13 protein-coding genes and 1 tRNA gene are annotated in these 20,976 nt (G+C 38.0%); 7 read left to right on the top strand and 7 right to left on the bottom strand.

Features of this window, described 5'->3' with window-relative positions; genetic code table 11:
* Positions 1 to 54: 54 nt before the first annotated feature.
* Positions 55 to 3,111, bottom strand: a complete 3,057-nt coding sequence (locus tag I4641_RS03125) for a UPF0182 family protein (protein WP_229639004.1) — start codon at positions 3,109 to 3,111, stop codon at positions 55 to 57.
* Between the two features lie 297 nt (positions 3,112 to 3,408).
* On the opposite strand from I4641_RS03125, the gene I4641_RS03120 reads away from it, so the two are divergent.
* Entirely contained in the window at positions 3,409 to 4,950 is a 1,542-nt protein-coding gene (locus tag I4641_RS03120) for a hypothetical protein (RefSeq protein ID WP_229639003.1), read from the top strand.
* 36 nt (positions 4,951 to 4,986) lie between these two features.
* Here the strand turns inward: I4641_RS03120 and I4641_RS03115 are convergent, their stop codons facing one another.
* Together I4641_RS03115 and I4641_RS03110 are read right to left on the bottom strand one after the other, a co-directional pair.
* Positions 4,987 to 6,006, bottom strand: coding sequence for a right-handed parallel beta-helix repeat-containing protein (locus I4641_RS03115; RefSeq protein WP_229639002.1), 1,020 nt, complete (start codon positions 6,004 to 6,006; stop codon positions 4,987 to 4,989).
* A 182-nt stretch (positions 6,007 to 6,188) separates the two neighbouring features.
* Positions 6,189 to 7,043 (bottom strand): glycosyltransferase family 2 protein, encoded by an 855-nt coding sequence (locus I4641_RS03110; protein WP_229639000.1) that lies wholly within the window; start codon positions 7,041 to 7,043, stop codon positions 6,189 to 6,191.
* 546 nt (positions 7,044 to 7,589) lie between these two features.
* On the opposite strand from I4641_RS03110, the gene I4641_RS03105 reads away from it, so the two are divergent.
* Positions 7,590 to 8,672: a saccharopine dehydrogenase family protein gene (locus tag I4641_RS03105; RefSeq protein WP_229638998.1), complete on the top strand. Its 1,083-nt coding sequence runs from the start codon at positions 7,590 to 7,592 to the stop codon at positions 8,670 to 8,672.
* On the opposite strand, the gene I4641_RS03100 is transcribed toward I4641_RS03105, so the two are convergent.
* A complete protein-coding gene (locus tag I4641_RS03100; RefSeq protein WP_229638997.1) occupies positions 8,662 to 9,939 on the bottom strand; it encodes a glycosyltransferase family protein in 1,278 nt (425 codons plus the stop codon). The genes I4641_RS03105 and I4641_RS03100 overlap by 11 nt on opposite strands.
* Positions 9,940 to 10,020: 81 nt before the next feature.
* A complete protein-coding gene (locus I4641_RS03095) occupies positions 10,021 to 10,806 on the bottom strand; it encodes an HAD-IIB family hydrolase (RefSeq protein ID WP_229638995.1) in 786 nt (261 codons plus the stop codon).
* Between the two features lie 129 nt (positions 10,807 to 10,935).
* On the opposite strand from I4641_RS03095, the gene I4641_RS03090 reads away from it, so the two are divergent.
* From I4641_RS03090 to I4641_RS03080, 3 genes are all read left to right on the top strand, one after another.
* The gene (locus tag I4641_RS03090) at positions 10,936 to 12,906 is read left to right on the top strand and encodes an alpha-amylase family glycosyl hydrolase (protein WP_229638994.1); all 1,971 of its coding nucleotides are present in this window, start codon (positions 10,936 to 10,938) and stop codon (positions 12,904 to 12,906) included.
* A gap of 79 nt (positions 12,907 to 12,985) precedes the next feature.
* Positions 12,986 to 13,462: an NINE protein gene (locus tag I4641_RS03085; RefSeq protein WP_229638992.1), complete on the top strand. Its 477-nt coding sequence runs from the start codon at positions 12,986 to 12,988 to the stop codon at positions 13,460 to 13,462.
* 86 nt (positions 13,463 to 13,548) lie between these two features.
* Positions 13,549 to 13,622: transfer RNA gene (locus I4641_RS03080), tRNA-Arg, on the top strand.
* 29 nt (positions 13,623 to 13,651) lie between these two features.
* Here the strand turns inward: I4641_RS03080 and I4641_RS03075 are convergent.
* Both I4641_RS03075 and I4641_RS03070 read right to left on the bottom strand, forming a co-directional pair.
* Positions 13,652 to 14,836, bottom strand: coding sequence for a DUF1822 family protein (locus I4641_RS03075; RefSeq protein ID WP_229638990.1), 1,185 nt, complete (start codon positions 14,834 to 14,836; stop codon positions 13,652 to 13,654).
* A 34-nt stretch (positions 14,837 to 14,870) separates the two neighbouring features.
* Positions 14,871 to 16,061 (bottom strand): sigma-70 family RNA polymerase sigma factor, encoded by a 1,191-nt coding sequence (locus I4641_RS03070; RefSeq protein ID WP_229638989.1) that lies wholly within the window; start codon positions 16,059 to 16,061, stop codon positions 14,871 to 14,873.
* Between the two features lie 490 nt (positions 16,062 to 16,551).
* Between I4641_RS03070 and I4641_RS03065 the strand changes: the two genes are divergently transcribed.
* Both I4641_RS03065 and I4641_RS03060 read left to right on the top strand, forming a co-directional pair.
* Positions 16,552 to 19,020, top strand: coding sequence for an ATP-binding cassette domain-containing protein (locus I4641_RS03065; RefSeq protein WP_229638987.1), 2,469 nt, complete (start codon positions 16,552 to 16,554; stop codon positions 19,018 to 19,020).
* Positions 19,021 to 19,484: 464 nt separating this feature from the next.
* On the top strand, positions 19,485 to 20,966 hold the full coding sequence (locus tag I4641_RS03060; RefSeq protein WP_229638986.1) for a sugar transferase: 1,482 nt from the start codon (positions 19,485 to 19,487) through the stop codon (positions 20,964 to 20,966).
* Positions 20,967 to 20,976 lie beyond the last annotated feature (10 nt).

Here is a 20,976-nt window from a genome sequence, read left to right as displayed (position 1 = left end):
ATCCTTTCAATTTTAAGATCCAGAGAAAGTTTTTTCGGTAAATAGGTATTAAAATTAATTCTCTTGAGTCACATCTTCTACTGGGCGAACAATTGCATTAGAATCACTTGCTTGGGGTTGGAAAATTGCGTTAATACCTTCCTCTAGGGTTTCCGCCATCACAATCTGATTTTCATAAATCACAATTACTCTAGTTAAAGCAGGTAAGCTATTCTGTTCTGCTTCGATGTATAAAGGCTCTACATAGAGTAATGATTGCTCGATGGGAATAATTAAGAGATTTCCTTGAATTGCTCGCGATCCTTCCCGATTCCAGAGGGATATTTGTTGCGAGATTACGGGATCTTGGTTAATTAAGGCTTCGATTTGATTGGGCCCATAAATGAGCTTTTGTTTGGGAAACTTGTAGAGTAGGAGTTTGCCATATTCCGCGCCATCGGATCTAGCTGCCAACCAGGCAATGAGGTTAGGGCGACTGGCGGGGGTATAGGGATGTAGTAAAATAAATTCTTCTTCCCTGGCGGTGGGTAACTTGGTAATGAGGTAATAGGGGGCTACTGCTTGGGGTTTTGTGCCATATATTTCCTTGGGAATTTGCCACTGATCTTCTCGGTTATAAAATACCTGGGGATCTGTCATGTGATAAGTTAGCAATCTTTCTGACTGGATGCTAAATAAATCTTCGGGATAGCGGATGTGACGGCGCAAATCTAACGGCATTGCCGACAGGGGTTTAAACAGTTTGGGAAAGATTTTCTCCCACGTTTGTACGATGGGATCTTCATCGGCAACATAAAAGTCTACTTTGCCATTGTAGGCATCGATTACCACTTTGACAGAGTTGCGGAGATAATTAAAATCATTTTTGCCAGGATCGGAATAAGGATAGCGATCGCTAGTAGTATAGGCATCAACGATCCAATAGAGATTATTTTGACTTTTGGTTTTGCCTGCTACTAAATAGGGATCGCGATCGTAATTAAGGAAAGGGGCGATCGTTTTGATTCGTTGTTTGATATTTCGTCTAAACAGTAGCTTAGTATCTGCGGTAAAGTTTTGGGCAAACAACATCTGCCAATCTTTGAGGTATTCGGCAAATAATACCCGTCGGAAATAGTTACCAATTTTGATACCTCCTTGTCCATCGTAGACGGTATAGACGTTTTCTTCTCCACTCGGAAAGTCCAACTCCCTTACTTTGGTTGAAGTCATGATATAGGGGTTAGTTAATTCGCCATAATAGATGCGAGGTTTACCAATGGGAATACTATTGCGAATCGTCTCATCAGATACGGTAAGAGTGCCTGATTTTTTACTTCCTTCGCCAATATCTTTGACGTAATAATAGGGCAAGCCCCCGTCTGCAACGCGATTTACAGGAGAGAGGGTAAAACCATAGCCGTGAGTATAGATTAAATGTTCGTTAACCCAAGTTTTAGCAATATTAATCACTTGAGCATAATCTAATTCCCTCGCTGCAATAATTACCTGTTGTCGATCTCCATTTTTAACCGTATCGTCTTTACTTAACAGATAACGATCTATGTCTGCGTCGTGGAATTGATAGTAAGGACGAATTTGCTGTAATTGACGATTGGTTTGTAAGATTGGGCGAGTATCCCACAAACGGATGTTTTTAATCGTGGAATTATTATTGTTAATATCTTGGGCGGTTAATTCTCCTTTGGGATTAAAAGTTTTAGCTTCAATACTATCTAGGTTAAAAGCTTTTCGAGTCATCGCAATACTACGCTCGATAAAAGGTTTTTCTTTAACTAATTCATTAGGTTCGACTGCCAGACGCTGTACCGTAGCACTAAAAAAGTTACTCAGGGAAAATATTAGTAAATAAACCGTAAAAGGCAAAGCCAAAAAGAGGATTCTCTGCAATTTAAGCTTTTGTATTTGCCGATTGTGATAGCCAACAAAGCCTTTGTATAGTAACCATAATGCGCTGATAATTGATATTACAGTCAAACAGACTTCAATGGGCAATTGAACTGTGATATTGGTATATCCCGCACCATAAACTACTCCCCGAAAACCATATAGTAAATCAAAGCGATTGAGCCAATGTCGAATAGCGATGCTAACCATAACTCCAGCACCCAAAAAGGAAAGATGGCGGAGTTGAATTTTAGAAAAGCCAGGAAAACGTCCTTCGGATAAACTATTTCCCGATAACAAATAATATAAAGTACAGGCAATTAAAGCAGTGCAAGATAAGCCAATACACCAAGTTTCAATTAATTGCCAAAAGGGCAAGCGGAAAATATAAAAACTGATATTTTTCTGAAATTGTGGATCTACAGAATCAAAATTAGAAGGATTCAAAAAACGTAAAATTACTGCCCAGTTACCCGCAGCAATGAACCCAAAAACTAGACTAATTAAACCAGCGATCGCCTTAATGGTAATTCTCGGTTTAAATAATAGTAATACGACCGATATTACCGTGATTGATATTTGATATATATAACGCCATAAAAAAGTATTAAGCTCTACGCCATTTAAAGTAGATTGGCTGCTCAAAGCTAACTCTGACAGCTGATAACTAGTCTTCCATACAGCCAAACCGATTTCAGTATAGCGGAGTAAAATTAAGGTAATGGACACCGATAAAGCGATCGCACTTAATAGTAAGAAGGGTAAGTTTAAACGAGGAGAATAGGTTTTTTTCTTGGAATAACGTCGGGAAATAAACTCCTTACCCAAAACATTTTGTGCAGTACCAGAGGCGATTAATTGCTGATTATCTTGGGGTAAATAAGGAATACCCGAATAGTACCAATTATGGGCAGCGGTATCACCGGGTGGAACACGATCAGATCTTCCGATCGTTTCCCCCTTCTTCAGGGCATCCTTAGACAACCATTGCCATTGCCAACGATTTACTAACCAAAGATTAACCCCAAGAAATAATCCTGAAACGCTACTAACCACAAACCATAAAATATACTGACTAGTACGACGAGTGATAAATGTTGAGAGATAGTCAACTTCTTCAAACCAAAGTATCTCGGCAAACAAACGCGCCGTACCTTCAAAAATCAGCCACAAGCTGAAAATAAATGCGATCGTAATTAGTATTGGTCGACGGAGACGTTTCATATAATAATGGTAAACTTCAAGCTATGAGCTTTAAGCTTGATGAAAATATCATTTTAATCATAATCAACAATAACCTCATAATCTCTAAGTAACTGATGTTGCGCACCGAGCAATCTGTTAGGACTGGTAAAGGGTTTCCTAAAGGATTGGCAGATTAATTTGTTTCTTAGGAGTTATTAACCAAGAGGAAAGAATTGCCAGAGGTTCGAGAAATTGCGGTTGATTAGAGAGACAATTAGCCATTAACAATTAACAATTAGTAATTAACAGTCTAGTTGTATTTGTCCCTAGTTACTAATGTCTCATCCAGAAAACCTTTCTGAATTAATTGCTCAAGTAGAAGCAGTTAGCCCCAAACTAGTCGATTGTTGGCAAGCTACTGCAATTATAGAATCTTTGGGCTATACCGATCGCATTATTCAAGCTGAATTTGATTTTAAAGATGCTTTAGAACTTGGGGAATATATCTACCAACACAATAATCCTCCTGCACTAATTCCAGAAGTTAAACCCCGCAGGAATTGGCAAGCGATCGCCATCGAGGAAATTTATGCTTTTGTCGAACAGTTTTCTCGTAGCTTTGTCTATGCCATTCCCCTGATATCTCTTTTAGCCCTGGGTAATATTAAAGCCAGCGATACTTGGAAATTCATTCCACCCCAATTGGCTGCCCTATTTACTATTGCTACTTTAGCCAGTTTGATTACTAGTGGGGGATTTGTTCAAGCGATCGCACGACGGGGAGAGTTTTATCTAGGATTAAATTTGTCTCAACAAGCCAAACGCGCTTGTATTTCTCTTTTGGGCTGGGGGATGTTGACTAGTTTTCTCCTGGCGGTAGTTAGTTTATGGTTTGGTTTTTATCGCAGTTTATTTCCCGATAATTTTTTAATTCTGGGGACTGGTTATTATTTAGTCCTTAGTCTTTTGTGGATGCTTTTATCCATGCTTTCTTTATTATCTATTTGGGGAACACCCTTAACTTTAATTGGGTTGACGTTTTTATATTGGGCATTACGTTTTCTAGGGGGAATGGCTGCTTTAGAAGCCCAGATGATAGCAATTTTTATAGTTTTGATCGTCTTATCTATAACTATTTTTTTGTTGTTTAGTCAACGGAAAAAAGATGACTCTGATGGATTCAATGTTCCATTACCAAGCTTGAGTGCAACTGTTTATTTACTTGCACCTTTTTTCGCTTACGGTATTATCTATTTTTGCTTTATATTTGCCGATCGCCTTGTAGCTGGTTGGGCAGTTGATGCTACTTCTGGATTAATTTTTGCCATTGATTCTTCTTATCAAAGGGGGATGGATTTGGCTTTATTGAATTTTTTGTTAGCAGTACCTTTAAGTGAATATCTAGCATATAAATTGATTAATTATTGGTATAAACAAGCCAAGGTAGTTAGTTATGAAAACATGGCACAATTATCTCGATCTTTAAAACGTCACTATTATCTATTAGTAGGAATTACTTTATGTTTTTTTGCTCTATTAGTAACCTTTACTATTGGCTTTCCTTCTCCTCAAGCTTGGGCTACCGATAATACTCTTCTTAGCTGGATTGGATGTTTGGGATACTTATTATTAGTCCTGGCATTATTAAACGCCGTAATATTATTCAGTCTCAATTTAGCTTCCAATGCGATCGCCTCTTTGTTTCCCAGTTTGCTTATTAATTTAATTGTGGGCTATATTACTGCTAATGCGATCGCCCCAGATTGGGCAGTGTTGGGTTTAGTCATCGGTTCGACTGTCTTTTTAATACTTTCTCAACGCAAAGTTATCGATGCTATTAATAATCCCGATTATACCTACTACTTGGGAGGATACTGATTTTAAGTAATAAGTAATAAGTAATAAGTAATAAGATTAATTACCAATATTGGCTTGAGCGATATAGTCATCAGCAAACAAACTGTAGTTGGCACTATCGGGATCTTCTGTCAGTGCAACAAGTTTTTCTGCTGATTCATTTACCCAATAATCTGTTGTACCTAACTCATAAGCGGAGAAAATATTGCCCTCAAGAGTCATCGTTTCGGTAGAGAATTCCGTTGCTTTAAAAGCTAAAAATTCTTCATAAGCATCACCTTGGTTGTTTATGACGGTAGAATTAGAGCTTTTTTCGTTAGAAATACCAGACATATCTACATTTTGATTAAAGCCTGGTGCTAAAAAGTCTTCTCCAACATCTTCTAAGACATTATTTTCTATCCTTGTGCCATTAGTGGTGTCATTCCAGATATAGTTAGCGTTTATATTAGAAAGGTAGCTATCTTGTATTGTAATATCATTGGTATTGAAAAGCTTAATACCACCAGCATCATGACTTTGAGCGTGTTCTGCTTCTAGATTGACATCGTATATTGAAACATCACTAATTAGACCACCGTTTGTATCTATAAGACCAACAGCTTTTCTGCCTATATTGTGTATCTGGGAATTTAATAACTGAAGTCCTTCAGCATGACTTAGAGCTATTCCTGTATTGTTTACCCCATCTCTAATAGACTCTGTAATACCAATGTTATGGATATTCAGATTTTTTAATGTTAGGTTAGATGCGTTTTCTCCTATAATTCCATTGTTACCATTAGTTATTTCAACGTCTTGGATAGTTGTCCCGCTAGCATCAGCAGTAAGGTAAAAGATTGATTCGGAAGTTCCTCCTCCATTGATGATTGAACCTTGCTGACCATCAATGGTGATATCCTTATCGATTACAATTTGGTCGGTATCGTATATACGTCTGCCCAGTTTAACTACATCACCACTTTTGGCAGCAGCGATCGCTTTTTCCAAGTCTCCTTTAAAATCACTATCTACATTAATGATTGTTAAATCGTCAGTTGTTGATGCTTTTGTATCGCTATTTTTAGGAACTATCATGAGTTTATAAAAATATTGTTAATGGTTTAAAAGTTTTGAATGCTTTGTCTCTGCTTCATGTTTCATTAGACTAACTTTATCTTTACTTCATAATAGAAAGTGTGATTTGGATCGCGATTATAAAACAGGACTAACTAGTATAGGAATAGAACCTATATTTATCAACCTCGATATTATTTTGACTAAAAAAAATTAAGCCAGTATTGATACATACCGAATATTTTACCTAAGCCTTGTTTTGGTTTTAAAATTAACAGTCTCGCTGTATTCAAAGCCATACGAATATTAGTTATAAAGAAGATCTTTTTACTGCCGTATTTTTCAAGATAAATTAAATAACTCTGAGTGATATGACGATACTTCTCAACAATGTTGCGGTTAGTAATGGTCGAAGTGTCGTGAATAACTTTTAATAGATGAGTTACGGCTATTTCGTGTCCTTGTTGGCTGTAGCGGAGACAGAAATCAAGATCTTCGTAATATAAGAAAAAGCGATCGCAAAATTGAGGAACTTCTGCAAAGTTAGCCAAATTAATTAATAAACTACAACCGCTTACCCAATCAGTTTGATAATAATCTTCTGCTAAATCTTCTGGTAAGCGATCGATAATAGTTAAAGCAGCCGTGTTAGGGGCAAACGTACCTCCTGCCGAAGTTAGTTCTCCTTCTGAGTTATAAACAGTAGTCCCTAAAATCGATATTTCTCTATATTTTTGGAAGAAAATGATCGCTTTATCGACAGGAGATATAGTGTGTATTTCAAAATAAGCATCAGGATTAATCAACCACACAATAGCCTCATTATTTTGTTGCGCAATCCAATTTAATCCTAAGTTACAAGCCTTGCCAAACCCAAGATTTTCTTCGGCTTCCAGTATGTTAACAAAATAACTTTGTAAATCTAAAATGCTTTTATCTTCAGGAGAATTATTAACAATAATTATGCGATCGCTTTTTCTTAAAGTAATAGATTGTAATAATCTTGTGATTAGTTCACTGGCATTATAATTAACCACTAAAAAATAAAAGTTTCTCATTATTTATTGGATAAACCATAAGATTATGTTCGACAAAATCATACTAACTTTACTTAGGATGTTTTCTATTTCATTAGTCAAAACTAGTTTCATGCTTTGCAAGCATCAACTCCTAACCTAACCTTAGAGCAGAATATTACAAATTTATTTTATTATTTGCTTGTATTAGCGAGGAAATTTATCTGTTGGCTATTGGTAATTATAAAAATTGCTTTGTCAATCAGCTATTATACTTAGTCAATTAAGAAAAAACAGGATATCATTGCGATCAATTAAGTTGATGATTTGAGTGTCTCTGTAATTATTGTTCTATATAGCTTACAAAAAATACAAAACAATTCACTTTAGAAAATTGACAACAATTCCCAGTCTAAAGAAAATTTGTTGTTTAATAACCCAACATTTTATGGCGGAACGCCTATCCTTGTAAACTCGTTGCTTATTCTCAATAAAGATTCTTAATATTCATTTACTTCAAAAAAATTATCGATCAAACTAAAACTAGATCGAATTTATAGTTATAAAAAGGACAATTTAGCAAAAAAAATGACTAAAAAAGTACTGGTAATAGGGGGATGTGGCAGAATTGGTAATAGTGTGGCACAAGATATTGCCAGTCATACCAATGCAGAAATTACGGTTACTTCGCGCGATCGCCAAAAAAAAATAGATTCCAAGTTTAATTTTTTAAGTTTAGATTTAGCAAACAAAGCAAAAATCGAACGAGCGATCGCTTATACAGATTTAGTCATACATTGTGCGGGGCCTTTCCACTATCGAGACGGGAGCATATTAGAAACCTGTATCGATGCAGGGGTAGATTATATTGATGTTAGCGACCACCGTTCCTTTTACGAACGAGTAATTCAACACCACGAAAAAGCGATCGCCAGTAACGTTACTGCTATTCTAAATACGGGTATATTTCCTGGCATTTCTAATAGCATGGTCAAGCAAGGGATAGAGGAGTTCGATCGACCCCAAAAAATCCATCTCAGCTATATAGTAGGAGGTTCTGGGGGTGCTGGTTTAACGGTGATGCGAACGACTTTTCTCGGATTGAGAAATAAATTCTCGGCATTAATTAACGGCAAGTGGCAAGATATATTACCCTATACAGAAAGAGAAATCATAGAATTTCCCCAACCCTATGGTAAAACGGGGGTATATTGGTTTGATATGCCCGAAACCTATACGTTTGCTGATTCCTTTGCTGTGGATACCGTAATTACCAAATTTGGCTCTATTCCTGATTGGTACAATCACTTAACTTGGATTACCGCCCATATATTCCCCGAACGCTGGGTAACAAGCCCCAAGGGAATTGAATTCTTCTCTCAAGTAAGTTACTTCATGACCAAGATAACCGATCGCTTTAGCGGTATTGGCGTGGCGATGCGGGCAGAAATTATCGGAGAGCATGAAGGCAAAGAAAAAAAATATTGTGCAACAATGACACATAATAATACCGCGATCGCAGCAGGGGCGGGAACGGGGGCGATCGCTCAGTTAATCTTAGATGGAAAGCTAAAACAGCCAGGTATCTATCCTGTAGAACAAGCTTTATCTACCCCATTATTTATCGAAGTAATGAAAAGTCGCGATATTAAAATTATGACTAGTTGCTAGTTGCTAGTTTCTCTTCTTCTCCTACTAATTGTTCATTGTCCATTGTCCATTGTCCATTGTTATCTGCTTCTACCGCATCATATATCTTTTGAAAAATATGGGGATCGGCACTGATAACTCTGTTCCAACTAGGAATTACAGGGCGCGATTGAGGATTTTGCAAGAAAGCATTACCCGCATGAATGATAGATTGGGAAAATAGTTCGACCGCTTTCTCTTCGCTATTGAGATCTAGAGTTAGTCCATTCATCACTGCATCGCTATAGTAGCGTTTGATATAGTCTAGGGCAGTACGATAGTAAGTGGCTTTAATAGTCCGAAAAACTTCTTGAGAAAAGACTTGACCGTTAGCAGCCATCTTACGGAAAAAGACTTTGCAAATATCAATTGACATTCTCGACAAACCTTTCTCCCGATCTTGGATCGAAAGTTCCTGATGTTTGTGATCGTAAGCATCAGCAACATCTACCTGGCAGATTTTATTAACGTGATAATTACGATAAACATCATCTAAAATACCGATTTCCAAACCCCAATCATAGGGAATACGGACATTATTGACCACATCCGCAGCCATCGAGAATTCTCCCGATAGAGGATAGCGAAAACTACCAATATAGTCGAGAAAATCGCTATCTTCAAATAATTTTTGAAAGGATCGTACTAAAGGACTTACCAGTAGGCGCATCACTCGACCATTTAGTTTATTACCAGCCTGTCGATAGTAATAACCCTTGCAGAATTTAAAATCAAACAAAGGATTGGCAATGGGATAGAGCAATTTAGCAAGCAGTCCTTTGTCATAGGTCAAAATATCGCAATCGTGGAGTGCCAAAATCTTGGCGTTACCGCTAGCGAGAAAATATCCCATACAATACCAGACGTTAAATCCTTTTCCTCTTTCGTGAGGGGCTAATTCTTCCTTCTGTAAAAACTCATGGACGGCCTTCATTCTAGGACCATCATTCCACAAAATTTTATGTTCTTGGGGCAATCGAGAAAAATATTGCTTGGCATATTCAAACTGTGCCTCATTTGCTCGATCCAAACCAATAATGATTTGATCTAAATATTTCACCCGAGCTAGTTCGTCTACTATCTTACCCAATGCAGGACCTTCTAACTCAGAAAATAAACAAGGTAAAACCAATGCCATTGGTGTAGAGGTTTTGGAGATATGGAGTAATTCTGTTTCTAGAGATTCTATCGAACGATTGTGTAGGTCGTGTAGAGTTGTTATCTCTCCATTTTGAAAGAAATCAGCCATTTCGTAACCCTTTAAAATGAAATATATTCTTAAATATATCTGAAAAAAATTATTTGAGATGTGTTGTTCGATATCTTTTATTTAGTAACCACTCAAAAACGCATTAATACCTTCTGACCAACCATGAGGTGCTGCTTGAGTAGCATAATAAACAGAAGAATTATTTAGCTTCAAATTGTTTCCTTTAGGAGAGGGAATCACAATGGCATGGTTCGCTTTTTCTAACATCGGCAGATCGTTGGGACTATCGCCCAAGGCAATAATTCCGACTTCTTCTTGCCCTAAAAGACTAACTTGGTGTCCCCATGCTTGAGCATAATATTCTTTCAATTTGTCAAAACAACTAGCTTTGTTGAAATTACCCATCACATGATGGAATCTACCCCCTTTGACGCACTGTAAACTTAATTTCTCTAATTCTCGGCGAAAGTTATCTAATGCAGAATCGCTATCTTGCCAGAATAAAGGTTCGGTAGCAGATCGTTGCATTGCTTTAGCTGCGGAGGTTGAATCTAATCCCGTCCATTCCACCACATCATCTACCGTTGCTTCAGAAAAACTTCCATACCGAAGCTGTAGCTTTTCTTTAATAGCAGCTAGTTTATCTAAAAATTCCTCTCTAGGAGTTGCTAAATATTCAATCTCTCCAATCCCGCAAATAATTCCGCCATTTTCGCAGACAAAAGGCTCGTGATTGCCTAATTCACGTCTTAGATCGGAAATTTCCGCATTTGTTTTACTTGAGTTGAGAATAATCGGTATTTCCCGTCGATTTAATTCCTCAATGGCATTTAAAGCTGGAGCATAATCGTAAGTCTTATGGTTTAATAATGTCCCGTCCAAATCTGTTACAACAATATATCTCATAAGGTCGATTTTGAGGGTGCAATTTTTTTAGAAGATTATAATATAAAACCCATTACATCTTGATTAAAGGCAAGTTAAACTACGTCTATTGCCAAAAATCAGCAAAAATTTAAAACAACAACTAAAAGCATGGTTGCTTCTCGGAAAATTAGCCCAACACCCTCAGAACAAGCTCAAAATTCTGACTTTAAAAATTGGACAAAAATTCGTCACTACGAATATCCCGACTACGATCGCTCTCCTTTAGAAATTCCTACCCAAGCCAGAGATAAAATCTTCCAACGTCTCTGTTTTCTCTATGGAGAGGAAACTGCCAAACAATATTTACCCGAACTAGAAAGAGTGATGCAAGTTTACTATGCTCACAAACCTCCAGCCAGAATTGCCGCAGAACAAAATATTCAGGTAGGCGATCGTTTTACCGAACAAGATGTTATTCTCATTACTTACGGGGATCTCCTCCGTAGTGAAACCTCTTCTCCCTTAGCTAGCCTAGTTCATATTCTCGAACAAGTTCCAGGGTTTAAAAAAGCGATCAATACCCTGCACATTTTGCCCTTTTTTCCCTATTCAAGCGATCGCGGATTTTCCGTAACTGACTTTCGAAATGTCGATCCCAAATTAGGTTCTTGGCAAGATATTGCTAAAATTGGCGATGATTACAAACTGATGTTTGATGCGGTGTGCAACCATACATCATCCAAGAGTAAAGCTTTTCAAAAATTACTCAGTGGCAATCCCGAATATAAAGATATTGCCACCGTATATTTAGATCCTAACGAACTTACTCCCGAAGATCGTAAGCTGATAGTACGCCCTCGTACTAGCGATGTTTTAACTAAATTTCAGAGTATCAATGGAGCAATTTGGGTTTGGACTACTTTTTCTGCCGACCAAATCGATCTCAACTATTGCAACCCTAAGGTATTGCTGTGGGTAATTGAAACCCTTCTACTTTATGTCCGTCGGGGTGCAGACTTAATTCGTCTCGATGCTGTTACCTATCTATGGCAAATTCCTGGTACGAGTTGCGCTAATTTACCCCAAACCCACGAAACTATTAAACTATTTCACGATATTTTTGCCATAGTTGCCCCTGGAGTATCTTTAATTACCGAAACCAATATTCCCCATCAAGAAAACATTGCTTATTTTGGCAATGGAAATGATGAAGCTCAAATGGTTTATAATTTTGCTCTACCTCCATTAGTTTTGCATACTTTTTATCGCGAAGATACAGAAGCTTTGGCTAAATGGGCGAGTAATTTAGAATTTCCTTCTGAGGCTTGCACCTATCTCAATATCTTGGATACCCACGATGGTATCGGCTTGATGGGGGTTAAAAATATTCTTACCAATCAAGATATAGATTTTTTAATTAGTAGAGCTAGAGAACATGGAGCTTTTATTTCCTATAAAACAGGAGCGGGTGGTAAAGATGAACCCTACGAAATTAATACTACTTGGTATAGTGCTTTAAATCTCGATAGTGGTAGCGAACCTCTGGCTCTTCAAATCAAACGTTTTGTCGCTTCCCGCAGTATCGCTTTAGTTTTAAAGGGAGTACCAGGAATTTATTTACATGGCTTGATTGGTACGAGCAATGATGTAGATACAGTAATTAAAACTAAGTCCAAACGAGATATTAACCGACAGGTAATTTCGGAAACTGTTTTAGATAAAGAACTAAAATTAGCCAATTCCAAATTATCTCAACTCACTCAAGCTTTAGGGAAATTACTCGAAAATCGGGTGCGACAGAGGGCTTTTCATCCCCAAGGAAAACAACAAATTCTCAATCTTTCTCATCAATGTTTTGTGGTGTTAAGAGTTGCTCCCGATGGAAAAGAGCATATTTTAACTATTACCAATGTTTCTAATCAAACTTGCCAATTAGAAATTCCTTTAGATTGCTTACCATTAAATAACTCTTACCTGGGTAGCAGCCCAGAGAATAATTATTGGTACGATCTAATTGGTAATAGAGGCTGGAGAGTACAACAACAAAAAATTTTCCTAGTCCTACATCCCTATGATGTTATTTGGCTCGTTCCTTATGGGGAGTTAGAAAAAAATATTGAAAATCATAGTTTAGGTTGAATTGTTAATTAAATCGACAGTCCTAAGAGCGAAATGTCTATAATAAAAAGATAGTAGATATTTTGGCTCAATTTTGAATATGAACCAGCAGAAGCAAAAACTCGATCCTGGTGTGGCATATATTTTATGGGCGTTTGGATTGATGGGTTTTAATGGTCTCCATCGTTTTTATTCGGGTAAAATCACCAGTGGTTTAGTTTATTTTGCCACTCTGGGTTTTTTTGGTATCGGTCAATTTGTGGATTTATTTCTGATTCCTGGAATGGTTAAAGAAAGAAATATTTATCTTTTGCATGAGGCTACAGTCCAATCCCATAACAATGGCTCTCGCGTAACTCTAGTCAAACAAGAAAAAAAAGAAGTAGATCCCATGTTGACTTTACTTCAGGCTGCTGCCAAACACAACAATGTTTTATCAGTAGGTCAAGCGATGTTATCGACTGAATTTCCCATAGAAAAAGTTCAGCCACTGTTAGATAAAGCCATCAAACAAGGTTTGGCTCATGTGGATAATGATGAAGAAACAGGAGCAATGAGATACTATTTTGATGTTTAGTAGTAGCTATTAGTATGGTCGTGATTGAGTTAAAACCTAGCTTGACAAGTTTTGGTATGAATATGCTATGATTATCTAGCTAATCTGGGTCATTAGCTCAATTGGATAGAGCACCGCCCTTCTAAGGCGTAGGTTTCAGGTTCAAGTCCTGAATGGCCTGTTATCATCAAATATAACTCCAGAAAGAATCTAAAATTGCAATACTTCCTGTTGATAGTTGTCGGGGGTAGGTTCTGCTTGCCATACTAAAGATTCTCCCTCTTCTAGATCCACTTCGATAAACAGCAAGGGTACTGGTTCGGTAGCCACCTCTTCGTTTCCTTCAAAAGACTGCAAATCTTCAGTCAACAGTCTTAGCCTAACTCCAGGCAGGATTACACACCCAGGAGTAAGACAGCCTAATTCAAATCTCCACGAACCCGATTCTCCCAAAGGAAAAACTCTCAGTTCGTAAGGTTGGTTGGCGATCGCAATTTGTTTGGCGAAACCCACCGTAGGAACGAGATTACTAGTTAATTCTGGAATATTGATTCCCCTAGCACCTAAAGTATCGGCAGTCATTTCGATCTGTCTCCAACCAAATTCTGTAGCCATATTAGCAATCCCTCGTTTGAACCACTGTAAGACAGGAGTTTTAGTGGCTTCACCTCGACGTTTTGCTGTCAGACGACCGCACCATTGGGGATTTTTGATTAATGTAGCCCAAGTTGTGAAAGGAACGGCTAATCTAGGCAATAATTGAGATTGGCTGCCCAATCGTTCAATGAGACTGTCTGCGCGATCGGGATCGAGGTCGTTGATTGGTTCGACTGCTGCTTGAGTAACTTCATCAGGACATAGTTCTCTAGCTACCCACAAAACATTGATATCGGCGATCAATTCATCATCACTCAAGCTATAAGTGCGATCGCTATGGCTAAAATTACCATTGTTTTTTAATTGTTGATGAGTAGCATAACCCCATACCCGAACAAAACCAGCATCTATACTTACTTGCACTGCTAAATAATAGTCTGCTTTCCATTCTGGAATATCGATCCATTCTTGAGGTACCCGCAACTCGCTTAAGTCTTCTGCTTCTGTAGGAATCAAGACTATTTTTGCATCGTTGAGATTAATTATCGTACCGTTGACTACTTCCCAAATATCAGCTCGAACAGCCTCATTCAATCCTGCTTTAGCGGTTTCATCTTCTTCTGCTTGCAACCAAGGTAAAATAGTATCCAAAGCGAGTTGGTTTAAATATCTTTGCCAACGGCTAGTAGAATTACCAGTAGTTACTTGGCTTGTTTGCCAAGCTCGATCAACAGTAGCTTCGTCTAGTTCTAAAACTAATTGAGTAGGATTAAATAATATTTGGTTAGTAATAGTCATCGGGGTACTCCTAAGGGTATATATATGATTTTCTTTATTTTTGGCTGTCGTAATACCCAGCCAGCCATTCTTCTAATAATGAGCTTATGTTGTCGAGTATGTCCGATGTCAGAGAAATATGCATTGTTTCTGTAGTCCATTTTGCGAGAGCTTTGAGCAAGGCTTTTCGCGATCGCGCCAGCTTACGAGAAACCGTGTATTGTTGGGTATTTAGCTCCTGAGCAATTTCTGCTTGTTTTAGTCCGAGGGAATAATATAGCTCTAATAATTTTTGTTCTTCTGGTTTGAGTTGTTGAATGGTAGCAGTCAAAAATTGACCGATCTCACTTTGCTGTTGACTGCGTTGTTGGGCTTCCTCATCGGCAATCATATCGGTTAATAAGGAATCATCTACTTCCCCTACTAAAGAATCAACTATTTCTCCCGATTCATATCCTGGTTTGGGTTGGTTGATTGAAGTAACATTAGGGAATAGGTGGGCGCGAGCAGCTTTGACGCAGCTTAACATCCATTTTTCTAAATCTTCGGTGGTGGCAGTTTTCCCTGGTTGATCGAGGCTCGTTTGTCGCTCTTGATTGTAGAGATTAGTAATTGCAACCCAGGTTTCTGGCTCTGGTTTGGGCAATTTTCGCGTAGAACTAGCCCTTTCTGGGACATATATTGTCTTGAGACAATTCCACCCTAAGATGTAGCTTGCTACTACTTCAGGATCTAATCCCGCCCCTGCCAATGCTTCAGTCATTCTTTTCTGACTCAGCTTGCGCAATAAAGACCAATCAGAACAGATGTCAATTTCTCTTTTTTGTCTGAGGAGTTCCCGAATCAAATTGCCAAAGGTAATACTAGCATAGCTTTTAAGATTAAATCCCCGCTCACGATCAAATCCTTTGAGGACTTTATCAATACCTGCGATCGCTACTTGAAAACAATCTGATACAGTATATTGGGTACTAGTGAAGCCATTAATAGTCTTGGTAGACGACCAAAAACAGATTTCTTGCAAATAGGCTACCAAGTGTTCCCGAGCAAGACTTTTGGGCTGTTGCTCCCATATCTGATGCCAATACAACGCCCAAAAATTTTCCGAACTCTCCCTGGGTATTTTAGCCAAACACTGCTTCATACTGCGGCGTAAACGACTATCTGTTGCCCAACTGCTAAAGCGATCGTAATCAAATTGAATAAAAGTAGAAAAAATTTTAACTGTGTCTTGGCGAGGGAGCATTAATAAACCCAACAAGTATGAAAGATAGTGTTTTTTAATTTTAATTAGTTAGTTCGGCGTTACTGCTTGAATACATAAGTACTGTATTTAAGCAGGGCGTAAAGTAACATACATAACAAAAGTGAAGACATAATCTCCACACTCTCTAACCAAAATACTACACAATGCTAATTCACCGATAGTCTATTCCAGAGGTTTTTTTTACCTCTAGTTTAGAGACTATAAGCTATAAGTCTTTGATTATCTAGCTTCATCTTTGAAATAAGCACAGCTTTGCTAGTATTTTTCCACAGTTGCCAAACGGTCAAGTTTTGTAGTTAATCTGTGATACATTTTATCTTGGAGTAGTAAATAACCATAAATAGTTAAAAAAAGGCTAGATCTCGAAAGATTGCATATATTGCATATATTAAAATTTCAAGATAAAGTTTCTAAAATACAAAGATAAATTTACATTTAATCCTTAAAATAAACCCTAATAAAACGCAACATGACTGGTAATTATTCCGACAGAACAACAGTTGCTAATACAACTCCATACATCGAGTTAGATAATCAAGGTCGCAAAGAAATCTTAAATTTAAGAGATGGTATCAATTGTTTGGGTCGAGATCCCAACTGGGCAAATATACAAACTCCCCAAGATTGGAATGTAGTTTCCCGAAAACAAGCCACCATCGAACAAGAAGGTAGTGGATTTCGGATCTATGACGGCGATCGCAACAGTCAAAAAGCTAGTGGTAACGGTATTTTTCTCAACCAGTCTCGGATTAACCTTACCGACGGTTATCTCCTCAAAAATGGCGAACAGCTACACATAGGTCAAGATCCCCGCTATCAAATTTCTTTGACCTATTTTAATCCCAAGTTGGGCGAAATGAGTATTCCCAGCGTTCGTAAATTGAGCCTCAAAGGACTGCAAAATTGGCCAGTAGAACTAGGAAGATCCCCCAACCCCCACAGTACCTCTTCCATGGAATTGGACGCGCCTACCGTATCTCGTCTCCACGCTACGATTAACCCCGATGGCAAAGGAGGCTACATCTTAAAGGATAGTAGTAGTAGTAACGGAACTTTTGTTAATGGTAATCGCATCGACAAATCTTGTACCCTCAATAAAGACGATACGATTCAAATAGGGCCTTATGTATTGCTTTTTACAGGGGAATCCCTAGAGCTTACTAATGCTACCAATCAGATTCGTCTCGATGCTCATAAGTTGAATTTTCGAGTCAAAGACAAAAAAGGCGATACATTTACAATTCTTAACGACGTATATCTGGTTTTAGAGCCAGGACAATTAGTCGCATTTGTTGGTGGTAGTGGTGCGGGGAAATCTACCTTGATGAAGGCTTTGTTAGGTATTGCGCCTATTTCTTCGGGTAATGTATATCTCAATGGCGACAATCTCCGCAAAAATTGGCCGATCTATCGCTCTCAGGTTGGTTATGTTCCCCAAGATGATATTATTCACCGCGAATTAACTGTCGAAGAAGTGCTTCGCTCTGCTTGTCAATTGCGTTTGCCCCCGGATACAAACATTAGCAAAGTAATCACCAATACTTTAGATCAAATTAAACTATCTCATGTCCGCAATACCCTGGTATCTAGGCTGAGTGGGGGACAGCGCAAACGAGTCAGTATTGGGGTGGAGCTTTTAGCCGATCCTAAGCTATTCTTCTTAGACGAACCCACTTCAGGATTAGATCCTGGTTTGGACAAAGAAATGATGCAGCTATTGCGAGAGCAAGCAGATCGAGGTAGAACTATTGCCTTAGTAACCCACGCCACAGATAACATTGGTATTTGCGATCGCATTGCTTTTATGGGACTAGGAGGTAGTTTATGTTTTTATGGGCCTCCAGCAGAAGCACTGCCTTTTTTCCAGCGATATGCAGGGAATTTTGAAAGCGAACATTTTGGCGATTTTGCCGATATCTATATTGAATTAAATAAAGGCAAAGACAAAGCAGCCATTACTGAAAGAGTTGCCTATTGGTCGGAGAAATTTGCCAATTCTCCTGAATATAAATCCTATATTCAAAACTCCCTCAGTCCTGGGAAAGAAAATCAGCAAGGAGCCAAGTCCAACAGTACCAAGACAGGAATCTCTCCTATCGCCCAACTTTCTTTGCTGTGTAAACGTTATTGGAAGTTGGTTAGTCGAGATACTACCAGTTTGATTTTAACCCTCTTGGCTGGACCAATTACTATTGCATTAACTGGTCTTCCTTTAAAAAACGAACAACCCCTCAGTGTATTGTCAGAACCAGGCATTACTCAAGGATCTCTGGCATTACGCTTGCTGTTTATCTTTAGCTGTGTCGCCATTTGGATTGGACTATCCAACTCAATTCGCGAAATAGTCAAAGAAAGTGCCATTTATTTCCGCGAGCGTTTGCTCAATCTAGGATTACTGCCTTATTTTTCCTCCAAACTCTTCATTCGTGGGGGTCTGGCTCTCGCTCAAACTTTACTAATTACAGCCATAGTTCTACTAATATTCGACGCTCCCGAGTCCGAGCTAATACCTTGGTCTCTAGGATTTTTTATCACTACATTTTTGACCTTGTTGGCTAGTACTAGCTTGAGTTTGATGCTATCTGCATTTGTCAAAACCGAAAATGAAGGTAATGGAATTCTTCCTTTAATTATGATTCCTCAAATTATTTTTTCAGGGGTCTTATTCAACCTCGAAGGTTGGTCTAGCAAGCTTTCTTGGTTGATGCTGAGTCGTTGGTCTATTGGAGCTTATGGCTCTTTGGCAGATGTCAATGCCATGGCTCCCAAACCCAATCCAATTTTGACTCAAGAGATTATTAACGACATCTTTAAAGCCTCTGATGTTTACAATCCTACCTGGGATAATTTGGGCTTAAACTGGGGCGTTTTGATTGCTCATACCTTAATTTATGCTGTTATTGCTTTGATTGTTCAACGTCGTAAAGATATTTTCTAATGGAAGTTGAAGAAAGCGATCGCAGTCGATTAAATTAGCTCATTAAGACTAATTTAGTTGAAAAATAATACCAGCTCTCGTATAGCCACAAGAACTGGTATTATTTTCAGGATTATCTATCAACAGACAAGTGTTTTCTACTAGAATTCTTTACCGTTTTCTGCGTTGTTAGTAAAGTTCGTATAAAGCAGAAGATAGTTTTAAGATAATTAATTGACAGGGTAGCAAACACTGAGTTATACATTAATCTATAACTTGCGTATATTCTCTTAAATAGAAATACTTAGTTATTATTATGTAGATATTTATTAAAATTTTTTGAACCTCAATTATCGTGAGAAGACTTTTGTTGAATCGTAGATGAAACCTCCCCTTTATCAAGCTACTTAGGCTAAGTAGCCGATTGAACTAGTGAAATTTCAGCGATCTGATTCAGCACTAAAAAATAAATTGAAAAGCAAGTTATGTTAGATAAGTTTTCCAGCCCTCCAGATTACGGAATAGGTAAAGGCTATGTAGATAGTGAAATAGCTGAGACTAGAGATCTTCGCTCCCCTGGCTCTATCAAGTTAGCAGGAAAAGAGTTTTCCTATAGATCCAAAATAGTTATTTTAGTAGTCGTAGATAGTCTTGCTCTCTGGCTTGGTTGGTCGATGGCATATGCTTCAAGCTGGCAGGACTTTAAAGTCAATATAATGAGTCAAAACGCGGAAATATACAGTTTATTTTTGACTGTGTTAGTGTTTACGATCTTCTTATTTTCTGCTTTTGATTTGTATCGCAAAGGTGACAAGAGTAGAAAAGTTTTTAGCTCAATTAAAGCGGTTCTATTATCTCATTTGGCCGTAGTACCAATTGTATTGAGATTTTATAATTCAGATACTATTTATCAGTTGATCGCTGCATCTCTATTGACTACCTTCTTAATTGTTTTTCAACGTACGCTTCTTAACTGGATTTGGTCATACGTGCGCCAGAAGCATACTCCCCTAAGACAAAAAATATTGCTCATTGGTAATCCAGAAGAGTTAGAAAGATCGAAGCTTCTTTTAGAAAGTAGCGAAGTATTTCAAATAGCTGGACAACTAGACTTATCAGATTTTGATGATGAGGATTCTTTACATTTAACTTTAGATAGAATAAATGACAAAGAGCTAGATGAAGTTTTTATCTGTTCTTGGGAATCAATCAAAGGAACAGCCAGTTTATACTGGAAACTAAGAACAATTGGGGTAAATTGGCGTATTTTACCAATTAATATCAAATTACCAGAAAGACCAGCAGAAATTGATACCATCATTGGCGTACCCACAATTAGACTAGCTCAGTCTGCGATCGTTGGGATTGATTTCTTTAGCAAACGTATTTTTGATATTGTAGTTTCTTTATTTCTTTTGGTCATTATTGGCATACCAATGTCGATGATCGCAGCTTTAATTAAACTGGGATCTCCTGGTCCTATTTTATACAAACAAACTAGGGTTGGATTAAAAGGCAATCACTTTCAAATCTGGAAGTTTCGTACTATGGTCGAGAATGCCAGCGAGTTACAACAGCAACTAGAAACTCAAAATGAAATACAGGGTGGCATTTTATTTAAAATAAAAGACGATCCTCGTATTACAAAAGTTGGTAAATATTTGCGACGCTATAGTCTCGACGAACTACCTCAACTATTTAATGTACTTCGAGGTGAAATGAGTTTGGTTGGTCCTCGTCCTTTGCCTGTTAGAGATGTAGCTAAATTTGCTCAAGGTCACTATTTTCGTCAAGAAGTTCTTCCTGGTATCACTGGTTTGTGGCAAGTTAGCGGTCGTTCTGATACGGATTCAGATGGGGTATTTAATCTAGACTTTGAATATATCGAGAATTGGTCATTAGGGCTGGATTTCAAAATTCTTTTACAAACAGTGCAGGTTGTCTTTTTTGCCAAAGGTGCGTATTGAAGCCCAAACT

The sequence above is a fragment of the Waterburya agarophytonicola KI4 genome (assembly GCF_020640915.1).
GTDB lineage: Bacteria > Cyanobacteriota > Cyanobacteriia > Cyanobacteriales > Xenococcaceae > Waterburya > Waterburya agarophytonicola.
Note: the sequence above shows the minus strand (reverse complement) of the source record. Positions and strands in the feature narration are given on the sequence as shown.

Excerpts from the sequence above, each read along its gene's own strand:
- I4641_RS03085 (WP_229638992.1), top strand. The coding sequence starts at position 12,986 with ATGAACCAGCAGAAGCAAAAACTCGATCCTGGTGTGGCATATATTTTA.
- I4641_RS03110 (WP_229639000.1), bottom strand. The coding sequence starts at position 7,043 with ATGAGAAACTTTTATTTTTTAGTGGTTAATTATAATGCCAGTGAACTA.
- I4641_RS03115 (WP_229639002.1), bottom strand. The coding sequence starts at position 6,006 with ATGATAGTTCCTAAAAATAGCGATACAAAAGCATCAACAACTGACGAT.
- I4641_RS03100 (WP_229638997.1), bottom strand. The coding sequence starts at position 9,939 with ATGGCTGATTTCTTTCAAAATGGAGAGATAACAACTCTACACGACCTA.
- I4641_RS03065 (WP_229638987.1), top strand. The coding sequence starts at position 16,552 with ATGACTGGTAATTATTCCGACAGAACAACAGTTGCTAATACAACTCCA.
- I4641_RS03070 (WP_229638989.1), bottom strand. The coding sequence starts at position 16,061 with ATGCTCCCTCGCCAAGACACAGTTAAAATTTTTTCTACTTTTATTCAA.
- I4641_RS03075 (WP_229638990.1), bottom strand. The coding sequence starts at position 14,836 with ATGACTATTACTAACCAAATATTATTTAATCCTACTCAATTAGTTTTA.
- I4641_RS03060 (WP_229638986.1), top strand. The coding sequence starts at position 19,485 with ATGTTAGATAAGTTTTCCAGCCCTCCAGATTACGGAATAGGTAAAGGC.
- I4641_RS03120 (WP_229639003.1), top strand. The coding sequence starts at position 3,409 with ATGTCTCATCCAGAAAACCTTTCTGAATTAATTGCTCAAGTAGAAGCA.
- I4641_RS03125 (WP_229639004.1), bottom strand. The coding sequence starts at position 3,111 with ATGAAACGTCTCCGTCGACCAATACTAATTACGATCGCATTTATTTTC.
- I4641_RS03105 (WP_229638998.1), top strand. The coding sequence starts at position 7,590 with ATGACTAAAAAAGTACTGGTAATAGGGGGATGTGGCAGAATTGGTAAT.
- I4641_RS03090 (WP_229638994.1), top strand. The coding sequence starts at position 10,936 with ATGGTTGCTTCTCGGAAAATTAGCCCAACACCCTCAGAACAAGCTCAA.
- I4641_RS03095 (WP_229638995.1), bottom strand. The coding sequence starts at position 10,806 with ATGAGATATATTGTTGTAACAGATTTGGACGGGACATTATTAAACCAT.